Source organism: Dehalococcoidia bacterium, assembly GCA_028711995.1.
Lineage (GTDB): Bacteria > Chloroflexota > Dehalococcoidia > SZUA-161 > SpSt-899 > JAQTRE01.
Genome location: JAQTRE010000002.1, coordinates 26,049 through 48,571, shown reverse-complemented (window position 1 = coordinate 48,571; position 22,523 = coordinate 26,049). Strand labels below are relative to the sequence as shown.

Here is a 22,523-nt window from a genome sequence, read left to right as displayed (position 1 = left end):
CCTGAATCAGAGTGAGGCAATTCTGATCTCACCCCAGATTCCCATCTGATCATCCTTGATGATCACTATTCCTTTCAGGCCTTCAATGCCTTGAGCTGTCTCGATTGCTCCGGGTATATCAGTCTTCTCTTTCACAATGTTGCCAATAGCCGTTGCTGCCGCATCAGCGAGGGCAGCAGAGCAAGCCACCACAACAACAGCATCGGCTTTTCCAAAGCTGAGGGAGTGCCCAACTGTTCCCGATGACGTGCAGATTCCAACGGGCGTCTCCTCCGGAACCAGTTCAATAGCAACTTTACCGCTCAGAGGGGAATCACCGGCATAGATGCCAACCAGTCGCTTTTTGGTGATTTTGAGAAAAATATCTCCCCCGTTCTCTACAATGACTTCAGGTGAAAATGCCAGCAGCTCCTTGCCAACGTGTTCGGCGATGGCCCCAGCAACGGCGGCCATTGGGCCGACAGAAACCGTCTCCGCGGCAAGCGCCATCTCTTTCACGATTGCAGGGGCATCCTCCTGAATTGAAAAAGGTTCGAGAGTGGTGAGGAATGCCGGATGCTGCTCGATATATCTCTCGATAGCAGCTCGACATTTCATCACTGCTTTCAGGGCTTTTCTCTTCAGGTTTCTGCGGGCTCGAATGAGGAGATCGGTCTCTTTGATAACGGCAGCGAATGAGACCAAATCAGTATCCTTTATCGAATGGCGATATATTCTTGGCTCATACATTGGCGTTTGTCATTCAAAGTCGCCATGAATCTATCCAACTCTACACGGCGGCGATCTCTCTGATTTGAAAACTAGTATAGCACAGTCGGACCAACTGAGGGCTTTCCCCCTTGTGATATTGGCGTTAACCCGATAGTATTTCCATATCGACCAACAGGGTACACGGGTCCGAAGGGGAAATCGCTGAATTTGAACAAACAGAAGATGAGCACAGCCTTTCGAGGAGGCGCGTATGTTGAGCGAGAGACGTTTTCGGAAAATGTTTGAGGGCCACCAGGCAATCATGCTCCTGATCGAACCGGAGAGCGGCAGAATCATAGAAGCCAACTCGGCGGCGGTCAAATTCTACGGTTACCCACGCGACGTCCTCTGCAGCATGAATATCAGTGAAATCAACCAGTTGCCACCCGATCAGGTCGCCGCGGAAAGGCAGCGGGCCTTGAACGGAGAGTGCGACTATTTTGTCTTCCCTCACCGGATACACAGCGGCGAAATCCGCACGGTGGAGGTTTACTCGTCCCCTATAGAGATCGGAGAGCAGCATCTCCTTTTTTCTGTCATTCACGATGTCACCGAGCGCAAGCAAGCTGAAGAGGCGGTTCGCGACTCCGAGAAGTGGTATCGCGCCATTTTTGAGCAAGCCGTAGACTCAATCGTGTTGATTGATACGGCCACTGGAGAATTGGTTAATTTTAACGATCAGGCCCATAAGAACCTTGGCTATAGTCGCGAGGAATTCAAGCGGAAAAAGCTAGCTGATTTTGAGGCTATGGAGTCTGTCGAGGATACTGCCCGTCATGCCAGGGAAGGCAGTAAAGGCGGTCCGGTCACCTTTGAGACACGGCACAGGACACAGAGCGGAGAGATACGGGATGTTCTGGTGCAATCCAGCCCCGTAAGATTTCGAAGGAAAACGTATCGCCTCAGCATCTGGCATGATATCACCGAGATCAAGCGTAAAGAAGCGGCTGAATTACGGGCACGAGAGCTGGAAGAAATCAATCGGCTTAGCAATGCGCTTCTGGCCAGCGTATCGCATGAGTTGCGCACCCCGCTCACGGCCATAAAGGGATTGTCGGACAGCTTGCTTCTGCATGATGTCGAGTGGGACGATGCTACTCGGCAGGACTTCCTGCGGATGATCAGCCGTGAGTCAGAAACGCTCACTCATGTGGTGGAGAATCTAGAGAAGATGGCCAGGCTGGAAGCCGGAATCACCAAGATGGAAAAGAGGAAGACTCACATTTCGAGCATTACGGCTAATCTGAGTAGCCGTCTGAAGGAAGTATCGTCCAGTCATCGGCTGGAAGTGAGTATTGAGTCAAACATGCCTCCCATTGTTGTGGATCAACTCTATATCGGAGACGTCATATGGAATCTGTTAGAGAATGCGGTGGCGTTTTCTGATCGGGGAAGTCGAGTGATTCTAGATGCGAGACAGATCGGTGATGAGATCACAGTGAGCGTTACCGATGAGGGTGTCGGTATTTCGCCCGAGCACGTCGACAAGATATTCGACCGCTTCTATCGCGTGGAAAGCGGTGTGGCTCACCGAAGAGGGGGTATCGGTCTGGGGCTTAACATATGCAAAATGATCGTGGAGGAACATGGCGGCCGTATATGGGGTGAGAGTAAGCTGGGCCAAGGTTCCACGATCATTTTTAGCCTGCCTGCGGCGAAAAGATCATGAGGCCGTCATCTGCCCCCTAAGATTCGATGACCTCCACGGTCCAGTTCTCGTTCACCCAAACCCCGGCCACTTTCTTTACCGGCAGGTTCCACGACCGAACGGCCTCCATAGCCTTCTTCACATGAGCCCAATGATCTTCCTTTGATACCGGATTCCCGGCGCAATCGTGATGAGCGACGATCACAATGGTTTCGGAGCCATGAGCTTTGACCGAAATCATCACTCTTGATTTGATTGACTCCACTTGGTTGCCATGGTCGGCCAATATCCGGTCCGGTCCGGGTTCGGTGATGGTATCCACATAGTCCAGGTGATACTGCTGTTTCATCCAGTTGTTGACGGGCAGTTGCGTCCTTCCGTCCATGCAATTGATGGCCGTGCCGAATTTTCCGTGTCCCATGATTTCCACCTCGCTTTCATAAAAATATGGGGGGATTTTACGCCCCCCATATCGAGATCCCTTGTTTGTTCTAAGCTGTTTCTTTTGAGCCGGGGCTGCCGCCGGTCATGCTTCTCCCTCAGGCGCTTTGTCAGGCGGTTTGAGCCAGAGGGCAGCAATTATGATTCCTAATGCTGCCAGACCGGCTGTCGCCCAGAGTGCCGGATCATAATTTCCATCATCGGCGGCATAGCCGGATACCACATTGCCAATGATCGCACCCGCACCATAGGCGATGAACACTATTCCATAGTTATCGGTGTAATTCTTGAGGCCGAAGAAAATGGTGGTTGCCGTTGGGGCGATCGCGAGCCATGCTCCGAGGCCTAACCACAGAACGGAGAAACTGACGAGATATATCCCATTATCGCCAATACCTGCCGGAATCAAGGCAAGGGCTGCAGCTCCGATCATGAACAGGGTAATGATGGCCGTTCCCCGTGTCCCGATTCTGTCTGTGAGCCAGCCGAAGATCGGGCGTCCGCCGCCGTTGAATATGGCGAAGACCGATACCAAGGTTACTAACGTATAATCCATGCCCCATAGGGTCTCATTTGTCATGCCGATAACATCGCGACCGAACTGGGTGCACATGCCGATGGCCATCAGTCCGGCTGAAGAGCCGATCATGAAGCACAACCAGAGAACGATGAAGCTGCGATTCTTGAGCATTTGTTTGGGGCTGAAGTTCCATGTGGCCGTAGCCGCGCTCGCGGCAGGAGGCTGCCATCCGGCCGGCTTCCAGTTGGTCGGTGGGAATTTGAGGAAGAGGGAAATAAGGGCAACCAATATGAGGAACGCGATGCCAAAGACTTTGAACGCGTCCGATACGTCGTTGTTGACAACCACCCCTCCGACTTTCTGAAAGTCAATCAACCGTTTGGCTATCGGCGCAACAATGGCTGCGGAAACGCCGAAGCCCAATACAGTCAGCCCTACAGCCAGGCCCTTTTTGTCAGGGAACCATTTTGCGGCAGTGGCAATGGGCGCTCCGTAGGCCAATCCGACACCGATTCCCCCGATTACTCCGTATGTGAGACACAATAAGGCGAAGTTGGTATCTGTATAACCCGCCAGCAGCCAACCTGCGCCGACAATGATGCCGCCGATGAAGCAGATTTTGCGAGGGCCATATTTGGTGATCAGTTTGCCGCCGAAGGGCATCAACACGGCAAAGAAAGCCAGGAACAGGATGAACGGAACATTGCCCTTCAGTGTGCTGATATCGTACTGGCTCATAACGGCTGATTTGAAAACGCTCCATCCGTAGACCGCGCCCAAGCACAGCTGAATTGCCAGTCCCGCGATGACGAATACCCAACGACCCGTCTTTACGGGCAGCCCGAACAGTTTTTCCGGGCCCATGTCTTTTGTGGCTTCTGCCATTGTAGTCTAACCTCCTAGATTCGCTATTTAGAATTGCCTCTGGGTCTGCTCTAAAAAACCGAGCTAGTATAGCACGGGCACTGGCCAGTGGTCAACTCATCCTTCACTCTGAAACACCCACGGGATTGCTCCCGTGGGTGTTTCGCTTAACTCGCCCGTTTTCTCCGTTAAAGGTATCTTTTACCTTACGGGATCCTGGTGTCCACCAGTACCTGAACCACAGCAGGGTCAGCCAGTGTGCTGGTATCGCCCAAATTCCCAACATCGCCGGAGGCGATCTTGGTCAGTATTCTTCTCATGATCTTGCCGCTTCGCGTCTTGGGCAGAGCATCAGCGAACTGTATCTTATCGGGAGAAGCGATAGGGCCAATGGTTGCGCGGACATGAGCAACCAGCTCTTTCTTGAGAGCATCGGTCTTTTCGACTCCAGTCTTTACAGTGACGAAGGCATAGATGGCGCTTCCCTTGACTGCATGCGGGAAGGGGACAACTGCGGCTTCAGCTATTGCCTTATGGGATACCAGGGAGCTTTCGACCTCAGCGGTGCCAATGCGATGTCCAGATACTTTAATGACATCGTCGATTCGTCCCATCAGCCAGATATAGCCGTCGTCATCAATTCTGGCTCCGTCTCCGCTGGTATAGCTGCCGGGGAACGCCTCGAAATAAGTCTTCTTGAACCTTTCCGGCTCTCCATATACCCTGCGCATCAAGCCGGGCCAGGGTCTCTGAATCACCAACTGTCCGCCTTCATTCGGGGCGGCCTCAGTGCCATCTTCTCGGACCACTTTCATCTTCAGTCCGGGGAACGGGAATGTGGCTGAACCTGGCTTAAGAGGCGTGGCTGCTGGCAATGGAGTAATAAGTGCTCCGCCAGTTTCTGTCTGCCACCATGTGTCCATAATGGGACACTTACCTTTACCAACAACGTTGTAGTACCACATCCAGGCTTCCGGGTTGATGGGTTCGCCCACCGAACCCAGGATGCGAAGAGAGCTTAAGTCATGCTTATTGACCCAGGCATCGCCCTCTTTCATGAGCGAGCGCAAGAGGGTTGGCGCGGTATAGAAGGTATTGACTTTGTATTTCTCTATGATCTGCCATACCCTATCGGCGGCAGGATAAGTAGGAACGCCCTCGAAAACGATAGATGATCCACCCAGAGCTAGCGGGCCATACAGGATGTAGGTGTGCCCGGTGATCCAGCCGATATCGGCTGTGCACCAGAAGGTATCCTCATCATGCATATCGAATATCCACTTGGTAGTCAGTTGAGCATATACCAGATATCCGCCGCAGGTGTGAAGCACTCCCTTGGGCTTTCCGGTGCTGCCGCTGGTATAGAGGATGAACAACGGATCCTCGGCATCCATCCACTCCGGCTCACAAACGGGTGTAATATCGGGGGCAGCCATTTCTTCGTGCCACCAGTACTCAAGGCCTTTCTTAAGGGTAACATCGGCATTGGCTCTCTTGAATACGATCACATCCTTCACATTGGGACATTCCTTGAGTGCGGCATCGGCATTATCCTTACTCTTGACAACCTTGCCACTCCGGAAGTAGCCATCTGTGCAGATGAGCATGGTGGATTCGCAGTTCTGAATCCTGTCACGCAGAGCTTCAGCACTAAAACCGCCGAAGACAACGCTATGAATAGCGCCAATTCTGGCGCAGGCAAGCATAGCAATGGGCAGCTCGGGAATCATGGGCAAGTAAATCGTGACGCGATCGCCCTTCTTGATACCGTGCTTTTTGAGGACATTGGCGAATTTGCATACCTCGTGATGCATCTCTTGATAAGTTAGCGTTCTGCTATCGCCTATGTCTCCTTCAAAGATGATTGCTGCCTTATTCTTTCTCCATGTTTTAATGTGCCTGTCCAACAGGTTATAGGAGACATTGAGCTTCCCGCCGACAAACCATTCGTGCTTGGCGTTCTTGAAGTCCTCAATGAGAACCTTGTCCCATTTCTTGAACCAATCTACGGCCTCAGCCTGTTCGCCCCAGAACCCCTCGGGATCATCGATGGATCTCTTGTAGATTTCTTTGTACTGATCCATGCTCTTGATATATGCCGTTTCGGCGAGCTTCTTCGGAGGAGGAAATACTCTTCTTTCATCCATCATCGAAGTGATCGCTTTTTCTTCTGCTTTTTTCGGCTCTGCCATATCTAAATTATACCCTCCTTCATTCGCGACGCACCAAGCGTCTGATAGCGATACTCACGCGATTGGGCTGTTTCGATACCAGCATCATTCAGCTACCGCGCTATTCACCGCCGTCTAGTTTAACATATGAACCGATTTCTGACAACGGGGAGATCAAACTCGCCTCAGGAAGGGGTTCTACCATGTCTCAATTTCATACTTGCCATGCCTGTGAGGGGTAGAAACAGGGGGTTGACGAGGCAGCGATTGGAAACCATGCGTCGAAGGATAAGATGGGCAGAATGCAGTTCTTGCGAGTGGTTTCCCGGAGAGCGGATAACTCAAGTGGGCTGGCGCTGATAACTCTCGGTGGGAAAGTCACGCGGTCCGTCGACCAATTGGAGTCTACCCTCATGGCGACCCGATTGAAAGACACATCCGAAACAAGCGATTGTTTCTGTGTTTCTGTAGAGATAAGTCTTGATTTACCGCCTCATCTAGTGAACAAGAGCAGCAGATCGATCGATAGAAAATATCACTCCTGAGGCCACCATCCCCACCAACTCTCTTCATCACACCGGCTGCATTTGACCAGTCCCACAACATGCCCCTGAGAACCGCAATGTTCGCATTCAAAAGTTTCACGAATATTGTAACCAAAACTGTTGTGAAGCCCCTTGTTGATGGTCTTCATCTGGCTCTCCTTTTGCCTGGTTACATTCATGATGTTCTGCATACTCGCCGTGATCTTTTGGATTTCCGATCTGAGGCTCTTTATTTCCATCTCCATTTGCCGAACCTTTGCCGAGTCTTGTCCGGGCCGTTGCGATGGCTGCTGAGCACCATTGGCCACAGCGCTTTCCAGAGGACTCACTCGCGCGGCGATGGACTCAACTTTCTCCATACGCCTTGCCAGAGCATCTGTTGCTGATTGCAAAGCCTTTATGGCCTTCTCCGTATCTGAATTCGCCATCACCTGCCCCGATCCAACATTGCCAGGGCCTTTTGCCCTAGGTGATCCCATCGGTTCAATCTGCCTTGGCGCTGCTTTCGTCGCCGCTACTTCACCCGAGGGGCTAGACGATGCAGCATTTGGAGCCACATTTGGACCGGGCTTTGCAGCCGATGCCGTGCCGTGCTGACTTGAAGCGCCTTTATCAGGGGACGTGTTCGGTGCGGGGGGTGCCGCAACGGCTGGGCCCTTTTCAGGAACACCCGCGCTAGAGCCTTCACTTTGGGCCAGCTTTCCGGCTATCCTTTTGGCAAACAGTCCTTCACTGGGAGCTTCACTGCCCTTCGTCAGCAGAGCCTCTATCTCAGGAGACATGTCGGCCCCCTTCTGGGAGGCACTTCTTGATATCAGGGCATCTATTTGAGCTTGCGAAAGTACTTCATCGGCCATAGTTTATTCCCCAAAGTTATATTTCCAGCAACTCCGTTATTTTCTTGCTCTGATACACGGGCGTGGTGAGGTCCATATCAATAGGGGGATTCACGTCTTTACCGTTGGTATCCTTAACAACACGTACCACTGGTCTGCCAATGTGTCCCAGATTAACATTAGTAACGATGCCGGTCTCCCCTGAATTTAACTTAACCATCACACCACTGGGATAGATAGGAACCCTTCTGGCAAATACCTTTACCAACTCCGGGTCAAACATCCGCCCTCCCTCCGCCATAATATAGTCAAAAGCATCCGCTGGCATAATAGGTTTTTTCCCTGGCCGGGCGGAAACAAGCCCATAATAGGTCTCGGCTATGCTGATGAGCTGCGCCAGAGGCGATACATCCCATCCCTTTACACCATTGGGATAACCTGTACCATCAAACCGCTCGTGATGCTGAGCCACGGCTTCAACCACTGCCGGAGGAACGCGTTCATACTGGCCGAGAATCTCAGCTCCGTATAGGGGATGTTTCTCGAACTCCGTATTTTCCGCCTGAGTCAGAGGAGTCCTCTTTTCCCACAGCGGAGAGGACAGCCAGATATAGCCGATATTCTGCAGCATGGCTGCTTTTCCCACATTGAGCAAAGCCGTATTGCTCAAACCGACCTCCCTCGCCAACAAAATGGCCAGGGTAGTACTCTGCACCGGTTGGACATAATGGAAGTCCTCCACCAGTAAACACCCTGAGCTGTCCGGCTCGCCCAAAGGCGAGATAAGGATCGCCTGGACTATGGCATAGGTCAATCGCTCTACTTCCAGCCTCGATGCGAACATATCATCGTCATCCAGATTCTTCCTTCGGTCACCTTTTTTGTTCTTATTGATGTTGATCAATCGGCGCATTGCCTCGACCGCCTCTTTCTGCATGTCCAGCTTTACCAGAGGCTTGATGGTCAGATCGCTGACTCGCGGGTCCTCAATCAGAAGCTCCCAGACTCCGTTGTTCTGCAGAGACTTCAGGTAGTTGTCCACCAGCTCCGTGCCTGCAGGCAAAAGCATGTCCCCATATTTGTCAAAGACCGGGCTGCTCAGTTGCATCCCTGGTCTTGCGTGTTCAACAGATATGCGTCGCATGGTGTCTTTCCTTATCCCTTTTTATCCTACTGGTGAAACTTATCCACTCGTTATTCCTGCGCGGCTTGCACCTGTCCCTTTTGAAGAAGTTCACCCTGGCCGATCATTTTCCTGACCGCCGCCAGAACCCGATCATCACTACAGGGTTTTACCACAAAATCCTTGGCACCAGCATGGATAGCCTCCATGACTATGGACTGTTGGCCCATCGCGGTGACAATGCACACCTTGGCATCGGTATCCAGTTTAATCAACTCCTTCAGGGTCGCCAATCCATCCATCTCGGGCATGGTAATATCCATGATCACTGCATCAGGTTTTTCCTCTTTGTACCGCTTGATGGCTTCGATGCCATTCAATGCCTCAACTACATGGAACCCGTTTTCGGTCAGCAATCTGACGGACCTCATGCGCTGAAAGCGAGCATCATCTACAACCAGTACCGTTGCTCTCCGGATCTCTGTTTTTGCGGGTGAAATCACTCCCTTGGTCATCGCTTAATGTCGCTCCACAATCAAATCTCTAAGAGTTCTATAACCAGTCGATCCTGATAACTTGGCTTCGAGAGGTCCATATCGTATGGGCGGCTGACATCATTGCCTTTACTATCAGAGATGATCCGCACCATCGGTCTGCCGATATGTCCGAGGTTGGCATCAGAAATGATTCCGATCTCCCCTGTGCTCAATTTCACCTTCACCCCGCTGGGGTAGATGGGAACGCGACGCGAGAAGACCTGCACCCATTCCGGATCGAAAAGCTCTCCCCCGTATGCCATGATGTACTCAAACGCATCCATTTGCTTGAATGGCTCCCTCCATGGTCTCGCCGACACAAGATCGTAGTAGGTATGTGCAATCCCTATAATCTGGGCAAATGGGGATATATCCCAGCCCCTTATCTTGTTAGGATAACCACTCCCGTTCCACCGTTCCTCATGTTGCAGTACTGCTTCGATGATCTGAGGAGAAGTCTGGCCGGTCTGACGGAGGATTTCAGCACCATATATGGGATGTTTTTCAAATTCCAGAGTCTCCTCTGGTGATAGCTCCGTTTCTTTTCTCAATATCTCCTGAGGCAGAAAGGTATAACCAATGTTCTGCAGCATGGCGGCTTTGGCCACGCTCAGCATATCCCCTTCGTTGAAGCCGGCCTCCTTTGCCAGCATCACTGCCAGGATGGTAGATTGCACAGGTTGAATGCAATGATAATCTTCGATGGATTGACAGCCAGAGAGATCCGGCTCCCCCATAACTGATGTCAAAACCTCTTGCGTGATCATATAGCTCATTTTCTCGATGTTCAGTCGAGCGGAGACCATTCTCGGGTCCTTGGGACTTTTGATCCCTCCACCCTTCTGGTTTATGGTCAACAGATCGCTGATTGCCTTGACTGCTTCTTGCTGCGTCTCCGGCTTTATAAGTGGGTCCCAAAGCACATCATCGACTCGCGAGTCTTCAATGGATAATTCCCTTACACCCTTGTTCGGCAATAACCGCAGCTGTCGTTCCGTCAGTTTGGCGCCAATGGGTAACAGCATATTGCCCCATTTATCAAAAAGAGGCTTTGCCAGCTCCATTTCGGGTTGAGCGTATTTAACCGATATGCGACGCATGATATTTTCCCCTTATTGAGCCATTATTCTTTAAAGGTTTTCTGCCCCCAGAAAGACTGGCCACCAGTGCTGCCAGAGATCATTGTCTTACGATAGAGGGAGGGGGACAAAGTCTTAAGCCCCATCTCTGCCGGGCGGAAGACGATTTCGCTCCCTCCGAGGAACAGAACTCCTTGATCTTTCAGTGAGTTCGAGAATCGCGTGATGATCTTATCCTTGGCTCCGTCTGTAAAATAGATCATCACATTGCGGCACAGAATTAGGTCGAAACCATTTTCATATGGATCGGCCAGCAAGTTATGTTGCCTGAACTCTACCTTCTTCTTGATACTATCAACCACCCAATAGGCGCCTGCCGATTCCTTGAAGTATCTGTCCCGAAGGTTTGGCGGCACGGTTTTAACGTCAGCTGCGGTGTAAGGCCCACCGCCTTGCGCCCGCGCGATGATGGTCTTATCTATATCCGTAGCGAGTATCCGGTGTTCCTGCTTGGCAGCGAGTTCGCCTAGAATCATGGCCATTGTATAGGGCTCAGAGCCATTGGAACAGCCGGCACTCCAGATATTGAGACGGTGGCTGTGGCCCAGCAATTCAGGCAGTATCGTTGTCTGGAGCTTCTCAAACTGCGTTTCGTCACGGAAGAATGAGGACACGTTTATCGTCAGGAAATCCCGTAATTCATCCAACATCCGCTGATCCTGCTCGACGCGGCTGACGTAGGCTGCGGGGTTGGGGGCACCGGATCGCTCCAGAAATCCGGCCAACCGCCGACGCATCTGTTTTTCCTTATAGCTATCCAGATCGATATCAATCAGATCCAGCACTTTCTTTTTCAGATAACCGTATTCCACATCATCCATAGTTCATACCTCAAGGGCCATTTCGAGATTTACATGGCATCTTTTGGTGATCTCACCTGCTATCTGCGATAATGGCAAAACTCTGTCGGCATACCCGGCATCAACAATGCTTTTGGGCATTCCGTAGACCACACAGGTAGATTCGTCCTCCACCACCACTTCACCGCCGAACTTTTTAATGAGACCCGCCCCCCTGGTACCATCATTTCCCATGCCGGTGAGCACTACACCGAGAGCAGTCTTTTGATAAGCCTTAGCCACCGACTCCATGGTCACATTGGCTGCAGGCCGCAGCCCACACTCCATCGGGCCCTGATTGAGGCTCACCCGGCCACCTTCATTCACCGTCATATGGCTGCCGCCGGGAGCTAGTAATACCAGACCGGGCTTGAGGGCATCTCCCTCCTGAGCCTCTCGGACTTCCACCTCCGACAAGTCGTTCAGCCTATTGGCCAATGACTTGGTGAATCCCGGCGGCATATGTTGCACTACCAGCATGGCTGCTGGCAAATCTCCGGGCAGCGAAGGAATCACCCTGTGCAATGCTCGCGGGCCTCCGGTTGAGCACCCGAGAACGATCACTTTATTCTGTATACTGGCACGAGGTTTGCGTGCTTTCTTCTCCATCGCCTGACTTTTTCTCGGGACGGTGGCAATCGTCTTCATGCGTGACACATCGGTTTTGGCAGCCATCCTTATTTTGGTTACCAAATCGTTCACCATTTCGGGCGATAGCCCTGCCGGTGCCGCCGAGGAAGGCTTAAGGAAGAAATCAACAGCTCCCATATCCAGCGCCTTCAGTGTTGTCTCCGCACCCTCACTGGTCAGACTGCTGAGCATGATCACCGGTGTGGGATACTCTGACATGACATGTTTGAGTACCGCCAAGCCATCCATCTTCGGCATTTCCACATCGAGTGTCACCACATCCGGTTTCAATTGCTTGATTTTCTCCAGGGCATCAATCCCATCGCGAGCAGTACCTATGACCTTCATCTCCGGATGAGCGCCAATCTGCTTGGAAATAGCAAACCTGGCAAAGGCAGAATCATCCACTATCAGCACGCTAATGCTATTGCTCATGGCAGGTTCCTTTCTTCAGAATTCCTGTGTGTTGATGGCGCTTCCCTAGGCAAGCGCCATCAAGTGTTGGGCACCCCCGGATTCCCGGCAGGAGGTGTTCTGCACCACTTAATCACAGGTTTCCTAGCTCACCATCTTTTGAACCGTCGCCAGAACCCGGTTGGCATCAAAGGGCTTCACCACAAAGTCCTTAGCTCCGGCGCTTATGGCTTCCAACACAATAGATTGTTGTCCCATGGCCGTGACCATGCACACCTTAGCATTCGGGTCCAGCTTTCTCATCTCCTTCAACGCCTGCAACCCATCCATCTCAGGCATGGTGATATCCATCATCACCGCATCGGGCTTTTCATCTTTGTACTTCTTCACCGCTTCGGCGCCGTTTCCGGCCTCGATCACCTGGAATCCATTCTCGCTCAATAATTTACTGGCCCTCATGCGCATGAAGGGGGCATCATCTACAACTAATATTTTCGCCATCATTTATTCTCCTTGTTTCCTTCTTCGGGCCTACAGTGCCACATCTGTTGAACCCACTGATTTCACCATCACCTTGCCAGTCCCCACGAATAACTTAAGTGAACGTCCACGAGATCCGCCTACCTCGGCGGCCGAAACCCTGATGGCCTCGTCTGCCAATATCTGTTTGACCGCCTCGATATTCCTCTGCCCCGTATTGAAATTATCCGCCGTTCCCGGCTTGATCATCTGCGCGCCACCGGCGAGTTTTGTGATCAGGCGAGATCTCACGGCATTATGTTCTCTCATTGCTTGAAGTAGCTGGGGAATGGCAATATCGGCGAATTTCGCATTGCCCGCAGCCCCATTGTTGCTGAATGGCAGAACAATGTGCGCCATTCCTCCCACACCGGCAATAGGGTCATACATACAAAGGCCGATACACGACCCCAAGCCCAGACACGTCAAAACTGTTTGCGGATCCTTAGACAACTTGATCTCTCCCAAACTCACCACGACCGTGCTTTCTTGAGTTAGTGTTAGCACTGTGCCCCCTTCTTAGGGATCAGTTTGCTATGCTCTACCATAACCTCCATAAACTCCGCAGTTGGTAAAACCAGGAGTGTTCCGCTGATCTCTTGATTTCCAACGGCAAAGATGGCTTCCATGGCGAATAATTCATCATGATCCTGCAGGACATCGGCTACGGCTGAATCAAGGATCGATCCGGCCATGTCGATCATCACCGTTGGTATCGAAGGCATCAGACGCAGACCGGTGTTATCGGCTACTGAATTGAGGAAAAATGACCCCGTGATATTGCCCATCTCACCCAGGGCAGAGGATTCCATCTCACCCAATTCCTTGGTGGTTCCGACCTGCTGTCCCATCAGCATATCCACCAGGCCAAAGGCCACTTCCTTTGAATAGATCAGCATAATATGACCCGTTGCTGCGCCGGTGATCATCAAATAGATGGATGCCACTTCATTCTCCGGCCCGCCAACCAGATCTGCCGCTTTCGCTGCCGGGATTACTTTAAGATCAAGGGCAACGGTCTTAATCTCCACCCCGACCATTCCAGATAGGCCATGGACCGCATTCTGAGTTCCTTGCCCGACGAGTTCCGCCCATTTCCCTACATCAATCTCCTTGAGTCCTGATTTGCTGCTTTTCTCCAATTTCACCCTCCTATTAGTGCCTGTGTTCGCGCATAATCAATATCTACCAGGTCTTCTGTCTTGCCTTTTCTCGTTGCTAGTTCATGGATTGCCCGCCAAACTTCATCGATTCGCTGCAAGACTTTATCAAACTGGGCACATCCAATATCAGTGCCACTTCTCCGCTGCCAAGAATGGTGGCTCCGGCTATGCCGTGGACGTTGCCGATGAAGCTGCCCATAGACTTTACCACCACTTCCTGAGGCTCTATCAAAGAATCCACTGAAAGTCCCACCATTCGCTCGCCGACGCGGGCCACAACGATGTGAACCATTTCCGCGTCAGTGGATTCCTCTATATCCGTATCAAATACCTCGTTCAGTCTAATTAACGGCACCACTCTGTCCCTGAGGCTGAACACCTCCCTTTGAGCAGCCGTCTTAATATCTTTCGGGCTGAGTCTCAGTGTTTCGCTGATGGTGACCAGAGGAATGGCATAAATCGTATTGCCAGAGGAAACCAGCAGCGCATTAATGGTTGCCAGGGTAAGCGGTAACCTCAATACAAACTTGGTGCCCTGGCCCACTTTCGTCTCCACAGAAATGACGCCGTTGAACGCTTCAATATTCTTGCGCACGATATCCATTCCCACTCCCCTGCCGGATACATCGGTGGCCTTTTCAACGGTTGATACTCCGGATGCGAAGATGAGATCGATGGCCTCGGCATCACTCATCCTCGATGCGGCCTCAGCGGTTATCAGGCCTTTTTTGAGAGCAACCTCTTTGATCACCGCTCCATCGATTCCCTTGCCGTCATCCTCTACGGTGATCATGATGAAATTTTGTTCATGAGCTGCTGAAAGCCGAACGGTTGCCTTTTCCGGCTTCCCAGCAGCCTCGCGCTTTTCCGAAGTCTCGATGCCATGATCGACCGAATTCCTCAGTAAATGCACCAACGGGTCGCGGATATGCTCTATCACCGAACGGTCAATCCCCGTCTCCTGACCCGTGATGATGAAATCAACCTTTTTCCCCATCTTTTGGGCCAGGTCTCTGACCATCCTAGGGAAGCGATTGAACACTGTTCCTACCGGCAGCATGCGAGCAACGGTGATATCCAGTTGAAGCTGATCGATGACTTTGGTGACCTGGGTGAAGGTCTTGCTCAGAGCCACCACATCTTCATCCTCTCTATATTTGAGGTCCAGCGACCGGCTGATCTGGTTCATCCTGGTTCGGGCAACTACCAACTCGCCGATCATGTTCATCAGGCTATCCAGCCGTTCCACATCAATCCGAACCGTCTCAGCTGCTTTAATGGCTTCAACCGGAGCCCGTTCGGCTGGAGCGCCCGAAGACTGGGATTGTGCCGGGCGATCAGTTTTGACGGTCTTCTCTACATCAAATGCGTTAAGGGCCCCATCCTCCACAGCTTTTTCACCTGGGCAGCCGTCTTCGCCAGGATCGTAGAAACCAACTCTTACATTCTCCACATCGGATATTGTGCAGAGCAGCGCTCTTATTTCTTCTTCCTCCAGCAATCCGGCAAAGATCAATATCAACTGAGATTCCACTTTCTCAGCCTCAATCTCTTTCCGGGAGGGCTTAGATGCAATGACGATTCCTTTTTCATCCAGCTCGTTTAATGCTTGAAGACAGCGAACCGCCGCCCATTGGCTTTCCTTGCTGATTGCCATCTCTATCTGATGTACCCTGTGGCTCAAGGCCAGCGATTCCTGAAGTCGCTTATACTCACTCTTATCCAGGGATATCCTCACCGCTGTGGGCGTCTCCTGATCCGACTTCCCGGCCTGTGCGAGCTTCGCTTCAGCGCTGGTGAGCTCTTTTAGTGTCGCAATGACAGAATCGACGTCAATATTCTCTTCCTTCTTAGCGGTCAGATTATTCCGCAGCACTCGGAGACTATCCAGGCTATGCAAAAGAGCATTGGCTATCTGGGTATTGACCGATAGCGTGCCTTTCCTCAGCTTGTCCAGTATGCTCTCCATGGCATGAGTCAGATCGGCCATCTTGTGATAACCGACCATGGCGGAGGATCCCTTTATCGTATGAGCGGCGCGGAAAATCTCCTGCAACACCTCCGGGTTATCCCCTTCATTCTCCAGCTTGATGATATCTTCATCCAGGACCTGCAATTGTTCATCTGTGTCTTGCAGAAACACCTGCAATTCTTCCGGTGTCACATCAGCTGCTAACGTTACCATTTTTCCCCCTTGATCCTTTTACCAGCTCAATAAGTTTCTCCCGTATCTCTTCAGGAGTCAGCACAAAGTCCACGTTACCGGTCTCAACGGCTGCCTTGGGCATACCGTATACGACGCATGTCCTGCTATCCTGTGCGATGGTTGTGCCTCCCAAACATTTGATATGGCTGATTCCCTGTGCTCCATCTCGACCTATGCCGGTTAGAATGACGCCGACAGTGGACAACCCAGGTTCGTGTCTGATAGACTGCATCGTAACGTCTATCGACGGGCACACAAAGTTGACCCTTTCGCTTTGACGCAGCCTGATCCTTCGGTTATCCTCTATCTCCATATGCACTTCGCTGGGAGCGACAAAGACTTTCCCGTCTTCCAACATGGCCCTGTCCTCTGCTAATCTGACACGCATATCCGTCATTCGTGACAGAGACTCTCTGATGGTGTCATTGATAAACTTGGGCATGTGCTGAACAATGAGGATGGAAGCATCGAGCACCGGCAACTTGGCCAACACCCTCCTCAAAGTCAGAGGTCCCCCGCTAGAAGAACCGATTATGATGATGTTTTTTGAAAACTCCACTTCTGCTCCTAGATCAGCCAGCAGGCGGCCGGTTAAATACTCTCCAGTGATTCCAAATAAGAACTGCATTCCTCCACAACTGAATTGAGTTCGCGGAGTTCAAACGGCTTTCTGATGTAGTTCAGAACGCACTCGGCAAGCTCTTCCATCTCTGTATCTGGAGTATGTTTTGCAGTCAACATGGTGATCACATTTCCCTCCAGAAGTCCACGGTTGACGATCTCTCTGATAGTGGCCCACCCATCCATATCAGGCATCATTACATCCATAAGGATTACCCCTTTGAACCCCATTTTCAGCTCCGCAAGACACTGTTGCCCCCCCGCGGCAGTGGTCACCGCAAAGCCATTACTGCTCAGGATTGCCTTCACAGTCTTGAGCATAGTTGGGTCATCGTCAACTACCAATACTTTCCGATTCATTCCCAGCCTCCTCACAAAGCGATAGTGAGGGATTACGATTCACCATTGCTTCAAGCCGATCAATAATCCAGTGACCGGTTTTTCGGCAATTCTCAGGGTTCCTTCCTTATCGATGGTTATCGATAACCAGATAGGCCCCTTTCTCTCAATGCATGGCCTCTAGAATTCTGCGTAGCCGTTTCACCCTGCGGCGGCGCCGATCGCAGCAAGTTCCACTTCTTCAAGCTTCTCAGCCTGATCTCTTGTGAACACCTTTGCCAGGTCCAAAAGAGTGATCAGCCTCTGTCCGACTTTGGCTATCCCCAGCAGATAATCCGAATCACCCGTAGCAATCATCGACGAGGGAGGCTCGACAGAATCGGCAGAGATGCGTAACACCTCCGTCACCGCGTCAACCATTATGCCCACTTGTTGTTCCAGAATATCCACCACGATAATGCGGCTCTCTTTTGTTGTCTCTCTGTCGGCAAAATCGAAAACCTTGTGCAAGTCAACCACCGGGATAACCCTGCCCCTGAGATTGATCACTCCCTGCACGTATGCCGGAGTTCTGGGCACCCTTGATATCTCCTGTATGCGGATGATTTCATTCACCGTGCCGATATCCACCCCGTAGGATTCATTGGCCAGGCTGAAGATCACCAGTTGTCTCTCAGCCTGCTTCTTCCCTGCATCGCTGCTCATATCAATTGCCCTCCACTTGTTTCACCCGGTCAACTCACCGCTCTATTGGCTATCACAAAGTTTCTGCCCAGTTGGGGGGAAAGAGTTTTTCCTTAGTCCCTCTTCCTTCACATCATCTTTAGCTATTAACCAACACCTTCTCACGATCAAGCTCATTTCCCTGATCGCTATATCTGTTGCCGCCCGTTTTGAAAACGGAGACCTTCGTCAGGAGTTCCTCAGCCATTAGCTTCAGTGATTGGGATGACGCTACCACTTCCTGCATTTGGGCGCTCATCTCTTCGGCGGAAGCCGATACTTCCTGGGTCGCGGCACTGTTCTCCTCAGCCACTCCGGCAACTGTTTCGATCAGATTGCTCACCTGCTGAGCATTGGCCGACATCTCTTCGGCCGCCGCGGTATTCTCTTTCGTAACCTTCCCCACACTATCGATGATGGTTACCATTTCATTGGCAGAGGCGCTCATCTGCTGGGCCGCGGCCGATATCTGTTCGATCTGCACACCAAGCTCCGAGTTTGCATTCAGGACAGTCTGAAGGGATGCTTTGGATTCGGCGATCCCTTTATAGTTACCCTTCATCTCTTTCCGGCCTTCTTCCATCGCCTTTACTGCCTCTGCCACACCCCTTTGCGCATAGCTGATCAGCTCGGCAATCTCCTTGGTAGCCTGGGCTGTCCGCTCTGCCAGTTTTCTTACTTCATCAGATACCACCGCAAATCCCCGACCATGTTCTCCTGCCCGCGCCGCCTCGATGGCTGCATTTAACGCCAGTAGATTGGTTTGGGCGGCGATATCATCGATCACGGCCACAATCTTGCCGATCGCCTCGGACTTCTGTCCCAGTTCGGAAACCTTCTGCGAGGCTGTTTCGACCGCGGTCATGATCAGTTTCATCCGATCTCCCCCCTGCTTTGACGTCTCCGTGAATTTCTGCGCTCCTTCGGCCGCACCTTTTGCCGTCCTGGCGGCAAAAGCGGCACTGCTTGCCACTTGCTCCGCTCCGGTTGACAACTCGGTGATCGAAGTGATTGCCGCCTGAACTCCCTGCGATTGCTTTTGAGCGCTATTTGCTATCTGTGCGACAACCTCGGTCAGTTGCCCTACTGCCTTGGCCGTTTCCTGGCAGGCTGCAGCCTGATCGCTGGCTCCGGTGGCCATCTGCTGGCTGGTGCTGGCCACCTGTTGGGTGGCAGAACCTACCTGCGTTGACGATGCAGCAAGTTGATCGCTGGCTGCATTCAACTGTGTCGAGTTGTCCGTTACCTTGGCAATCAAGTCTCGCAGATTGACCATCATGTTTTCGAAGGCATCGCCAGTGTTGTGCAAATTGGCAATCATTCTATTCAGAGACGTCATGGTAACGCCGATTTCGTCACGCGAGGTTATAGGCATCTCCTGTGTGTTGATCCGAACTTTCTCGGAGAGATCTCCCTGGGCAGCTGATTGCATGGTGCCGTATAGCCCCTCGAGATCGGTGGCAAATTCATCCGCCCTCTCCGCTATCAACCGGACCTTTTTGGTGATTGAGCGGGAAATGACGATGGCAAGAACAATACCTATCATTATCGAGCCGCCTATGAAGGCCAATGTCATCATGATGGCTAGACTCTTGGCAGATTCGGAGTCGTCTTGAGCCTTTGCCTTCAGTAATTCTGCCCCGCCGTAGTATTGGCTATCTTTATCCGGACTGCCGATCAATACATTTCCGGCTTCTATCATCACCAAGAGTTGAGCCTCTTTCTGCTGATCTAAATCGACGTATGCCTCAAATGCAGCTTGATATGCATCCAGAGACTTTAAGATCGCATCTGCTTGCGCCCGATCGATCAGATCGCCAACGCTCGCCTCGAGATCATAGTTCACCACACTCTGCGCAGTCCATATCTGCACCATGAACTCATCAGAATAGTTCTTATCATGGCTAAGCAGATAGTCTTTCTCGGCCATTCTGAGATACTGGATGTTTCGCATGAGGCGGTTAGCACTGTTTAGCACGCTGAGTTTTCCGGAAGCGTCCATTGAACTGGTGTCGTACGATCCCTCCACGAAGACTGACAGCGTGGTAACATCGCTAAGCGCCCGTGCTTCCAGCTGTCCTGTCATATCTTTGACCTCGTTTTGGGCGGCAACAGACACCTCTTCCATTTGAAGTTGCTTCGCAGCTCCTGCGCTCATAAGACCAGCATAGGCATCTTTTGATTGCCTGTAGCTATCAAACTGGGCCTCCATTACATTGAGAAGGGCGAGGTTCTCTCCTCCAGACGATTCCTTCATCGTTGCGATGAGATTCTTCGCGTCAGCCAATATGGCATCAATCCGGACAAGATAGCGATCATCCCCAGTTTGCACATACTCCCTTTCCGCTTGCCTGATTTCCAGCACCTTTTGCACGGTCAGATTGGCCTCATCGGCACTTTGCGAAGCATCAGCTACACCAGAAATCCCCCGCATGCCGATAAAACCCGTAGCCCCGGTCATGGCTACAACCACCAGGAAACCGATAAGCAACTTCGGTCCGAGGTTAAGCGTTGTCAACCTTTGCAGCTTAGCGCCCAATTTCGGCCGCCATTTCAGATTAATTAACTTTCCCACCTGCCCTCCTTTTGGGTGATACTGGGGTCAATGGCAATAAGCAGTAAGGACAATCTCCTGACTCATAGTCATTCCCCAATCCTCTCCCCTCCGCACTTTCTCTTAGGCTCCAACCAGCACTTTGTCACGCTCAGGTTCGGTCTCCTGTGAGTCGCCCTCATCATCAGTGCTCCCGAAAAGGGACATCAATATCATGAACGCTTCAGCCATTTGCTTCAGCGACTGGGATGAGGCCACCACTTCCTGCATCTGAGCACTCATCTCTTCGGCGGAAGCCGACACCTGCTGGGTTGCGGCGCTGTTCTCCTCTGCCACCCCGGCGACTGTTTCGATCAAATTGCTCACCTGCTGCGCATTCGCGGACATCTCTTCGGCCGCTGCCGTGTTCTCTTCCGTAACGCTCCCAACACTATCGATGATGGTTACCATCTCATTGGCAGAGGCGCTCATCTGCTGGGCCGCAGCCGATATCTGTTCGATTTGCACACTGACTTCCGTCGACGCTTTCAGAATATCTTCCAGAGATTCGCCCGCCTCGCTGGTCAGTTTGTACCCTCCGTTCACCTCATTGGTCCCCTCTTGCATCGCTTTCACTGCCTCTCCCACACCCTTTTGCACGTTGCTGATGAGATCGGCAATCTCCTTGGTGGCCTGGGCCGTCCGCTCTGCCAGCTTCCTGACTTCATCGGACACAACCGCAAATCCCCGCCCATGTTCTCCGGCCCGAGCCGCCTCGATGGCGGCATTCAGCGCCAGAAGATTGGTCTGGGCGGCAATATCATCGATCACCGCTACAATTTTGCCGATCGCCTCGGACTTCTGCCCCAGATCGGAAACCTTCTGCGAGGCTGCTTCCACACTGTTTCTGACTCGTTTCATCCCTTCGACTGCCTGTTTGGCCTGTTCCGCACCCTTGTTGGCAGCCTCCGTTGCTGCTTTGGATCCCCCGGCAGCAGCAAGGGCATTCTTCGCTACCTGATCTGCCCCGGAGGACAGTTCCGCTATGGATGAAGTCGCTTTATGGACTCCCTCGGCCTGTTCCTGAGCGCCCTTGGCAATCTGGGCAACAACTTCAGTCAATTGACCTACCGCCTTGGCTGTTTCCTGACAACTCGCGGCCTGATCGCTGGCACCTTTCGCCATCTGCTGACTGGTGCTGGCAACCTGTTGCGTTGCGGAATCTGCCTGAGTGGCCGATGCGGCGAGTTGGTCACTAGCTAAATCCATCTCTTTGGCATCACCGGCCACTTTGCCGATGATGTCTTTGAAGCACTTGGTCAGGTTTGCAAAGGCATTACCGAGGACGTCTCTCTCGGATTTCGCCGTGAATGACAGAGATAGATCCCCTGCCTCCACCTTCTCAGCCGTGGAAGCCAACTCCTTGAAATATACGGCGGCACTCCGCAGTGAGGTGGCTAGGTCTCCTATTTCATCCTTGGACTTGAGATCAATGTTGAAACCCAACTCTCCATGGCTGATCCTATCGGCAGTTTTGGCCAACTCTTTAATATTCTTGCCCGCATATTGCGAGAGAATAACCAGAGCAATCAGAGACACAGCAGCCAAAGCACCGCCAATGGTCATAAGAGTGGTCTTAGCTGTGTCGGGAACGGCGCCGACCAGCAACAATACCACAAATGCAACCATGCTCATCAATCCCACAGACAGCAGCTTCCATTGAAAACTGAGTTTTATCATGCCTACCTTATCCACCATTTTCACTTAATTCCTCCTATGGTAACTTCATGGAAGATCACCCAAACTGCTCAGAAGCGGCCCTTCGTTTTTGTACCAACTTTGTTTCCATTGATGCTTCTATTCCCATCACACAACAGCTACAAGTTCACTATTCTTCACAGTCGATAGTAGGGTTGATCGGGATAATGTTCCTTATCATATTTCTCCCATTCCTGGCACATAC

The 22,523-nt window shown here is 51.8% G+C and carries 20 protein-coding genes; 1 reads left to right on the top strand and 19 read right to left on the bottom strand.

The window, feature by feature from the left end; genetic code table 11:
- Positions 1-6: 6 nt before the first annotated feature.
- Positions 7-729, bottom strand: coding sequence for a UPF0280 family protein (locus PHV74_00810; protein MDD5092910.1), 723 nt, complete (start codon positions 727-729; stop codon positions 7-9).
- 232 nt (positions 730-961) lie between these two features.
- Here PHV74_00810 and PHV74_00805 point away from each other — a divergent pair, with 232 nt between their 5' ends.
- A complete protein-coding gene (locus PHV74_00805) occupies positions 962-2,419 on the top strand; it encodes a PAS domain S-box protein (protein MDD5092909.1) in 1,458 nt (485 codons plus the stop codon).
- A 16-nt stretch (positions 2,420-2,435) separates the two neighbouring features.
- Here the strand turns inward: PHV74_00805 and PHV74_00800 are convergent, their stop codons facing one another.
- The 18 genes from PHV74_00800 to PHV74_00715 form a co-directional block, all read right to left on the bottom strand.
- The gene (locus PHV74_00800; protein ID MDD5092908.1) at positions 2,436-2,819 is read right to left on the bottom strand and encodes a hypothetical protein; all 384 of its coding nucleotides are present in this window, start codon (positions 2,817-2,819) and stop codon (positions 2,436-2,438) included.
- A gap of 105 nt (positions 2,820-2,924) precedes the next feature.
- Positions 2,925-4,244 (bottom strand): OFA family MFS transporter, encoded by a 1,320-nt coding sequence (locus PHV74_00795; protein ID MDD5092907.1) that lies wholly within the window; start codon positions 4,242-4,244, stop codon positions 2,925-2,927.
- Between the two features lie 185 nt (positions 4,245-4,429).
- Entirely contained in the window at positions 4,430-6,415 is a 1,986-nt protein-coding gene (gene acs, locus PHV74_00790) for an acetate--CoA ligase (GenBank protein MDD5092906.1), read from the bottom strand.
- Between the two features lie 514 nt (positions 6,416-6,929).
- Positions 6,930-7,796 (bottom strand): hypothetical protein, encoded by an 867-nt coding sequence (locus PHV74_00785; protein MDD5092905.1) that lies wholly within the window; start codon positions 7,794-7,796, stop codon positions 6,930-6,932.
- 16 nt (positions 7,797-7,812) lie between these two features.
- Entirely contained in the window at positions 7,813-8,883 is a 1,071-nt protein-coding gene (locus tag PHV74_00780) for an HD domain-containing protein (protein ID MDD5092904.1), read from the bottom strand.
- Between the two features lie 86 nt (positions 8,884-8,969).
- Positions 8,970-9,413, bottom strand: coding sequence for a response regulator (locus PHV74_00775; GenBank protein ID MDD5092903.1), 444 nt, complete (start codon positions 9,411-9,413; stop codon positions 8,970-8,972).
- Between the two features lie 20 nt (positions 9,414-9,433).
- The gene (locus tag PHV74_00770; GenBank protein MDD5092902.1) at positions 9,434-10,534 is read right to left on the bottom strand and encodes an HD domain-containing protein; all 1,101 of its coding nucleotides are present in this window, start codon (positions 10,532-10,534) and stop codon (positions 9,434-9,436) included.
- 23 nt (positions 10,535-10,557) lie between these two features.
- A complete protein-coding gene (locus PHV74_00765) occupies positions 10,558-11,394 on the bottom strand; it encodes a protein-glutamate O-methyltransferase CheR (protein MDD5092901.1) in 837 nt (278 codons plus the stop codon).
- Positions 11,395-11,397: 3 nt separating this feature from the next.
- A complete protein-coding gene (locus PHV74_00760; protein MDD5092900.1) occupies positions 11,398-12,477 on the bottom strand; it encodes a chemotaxis response regulator protein-glutamate methylesterase in 1,080 nt (359 codons plus the stop codon).
- A gap of 123 nt (positions 12,478-12,600) precedes the next feature.
- Positions 12,601-12,960, bottom strand: a complete 360-nt coding sequence (locus tag PHV74_00755; GenBank protein MDD5092899.1) for a response regulator — start codon at positions 12,958-12,960, stop codon at positions 12,601-12,603.
- Between the two features lie 27 nt (positions 12,961-12,987).
- The gene (locus PHV74_00750) at positions 12,988-13,482 is read right to left on the bottom strand and encodes a chemotaxis protein CheD (GenBank protein MDD5092898.1); all 495 of its coding nucleotides are present in this window, start codon (positions 13,480-13,482) and stop codon (positions 12,988-12,990) included.
- Positions 13,476-14,117, bottom strand: a complete 642-nt coding sequence (locus PHV74_00745; GenBank protein ID MDD5092897.1) for a chemotaxis protein CheC — start codon at positions 14,115-14,117, stop codon at positions 13,476-13,478. The genes PHV74_00750 and PHV74_00745 overlap by 7 nt, the downstream gene beginning before the upstream one ends.
- Before the next feature lie 76 nt (positions 14,118-14,193).
- Positions 14,194-16,323 (bottom strand): chemotaxis protein CheA, encoded by a 2,130-nt coding sequence (locus tag PHV74_00740; GenBank protein ID MDD5092896.1) that lies wholly within the window; start codon positions 16,321-16,323, stop codon positions 14,194-14,196.
- Entirely contained in the window at positions 16,304-16,972 is a 669-nt protein-coding gene (locus tag PHV74_00735) for a CheB methylesterase domain-containing protein (protein ID MDD5092895.1), read from the bottom strand. Before PHV74_00735 ends, PHV74_00740 begins: the two co-directional genes overlap by 20 nt.
- The gene (locus PHV74_00730) at positions 16,936-17,325 is read right to left on the bottom strand and encodes a response regulator (protein ID MDD5092894.1); all 390 of its coding nucleotides are present in this window, start codon (positions 17,323-17,325) and stop codon (positions 16,936-16,938) included. The genes PHV74_00735 and PHV74_00730 overlap by 37 nt, the downstream gene beginning before the upstream one ends.
- A 180-nt stretch (positions 17,326-17,505) precedes the next feature.
- Complete coding sequence (locus PHV74_00725) at positions 17,506-18,009, bottom strand: chemotaxis protein CheW (protein MDD5092893.1); 504 nt, start codon at positions 18,007-18,009, stop codon at positions 17,506-17,508.
- Positions 18,010-18,127: 118 nt separating this feature from the next.
- The gene (locus PHV74_00720) at positions 18,128-20,602 is read right to left on the bottom strand and encodes a methyl-accepting chemotaxis protein (protein MDD5092892.1); all 2,475 of its coding nucleotides are present in this window, start codon (positions 20,600-20,602) and stop codon (positions 18,128-18,130) included.
- Between the two features lie 102 nt (positions 20,603-20,704).
- Positions 20,705-22,318, bottom strand: a complete 1,614-nt coding sequence (locus PHV74_00715; GenBank protein MDD5092891.1) for a methyl-accepting chemotaxis protein — start codon at positions 22,316-22,318, stop codon at positions 20,705-20,707.
- Positions 22,319-22,523: the final 205 nt, after the last annotated feature.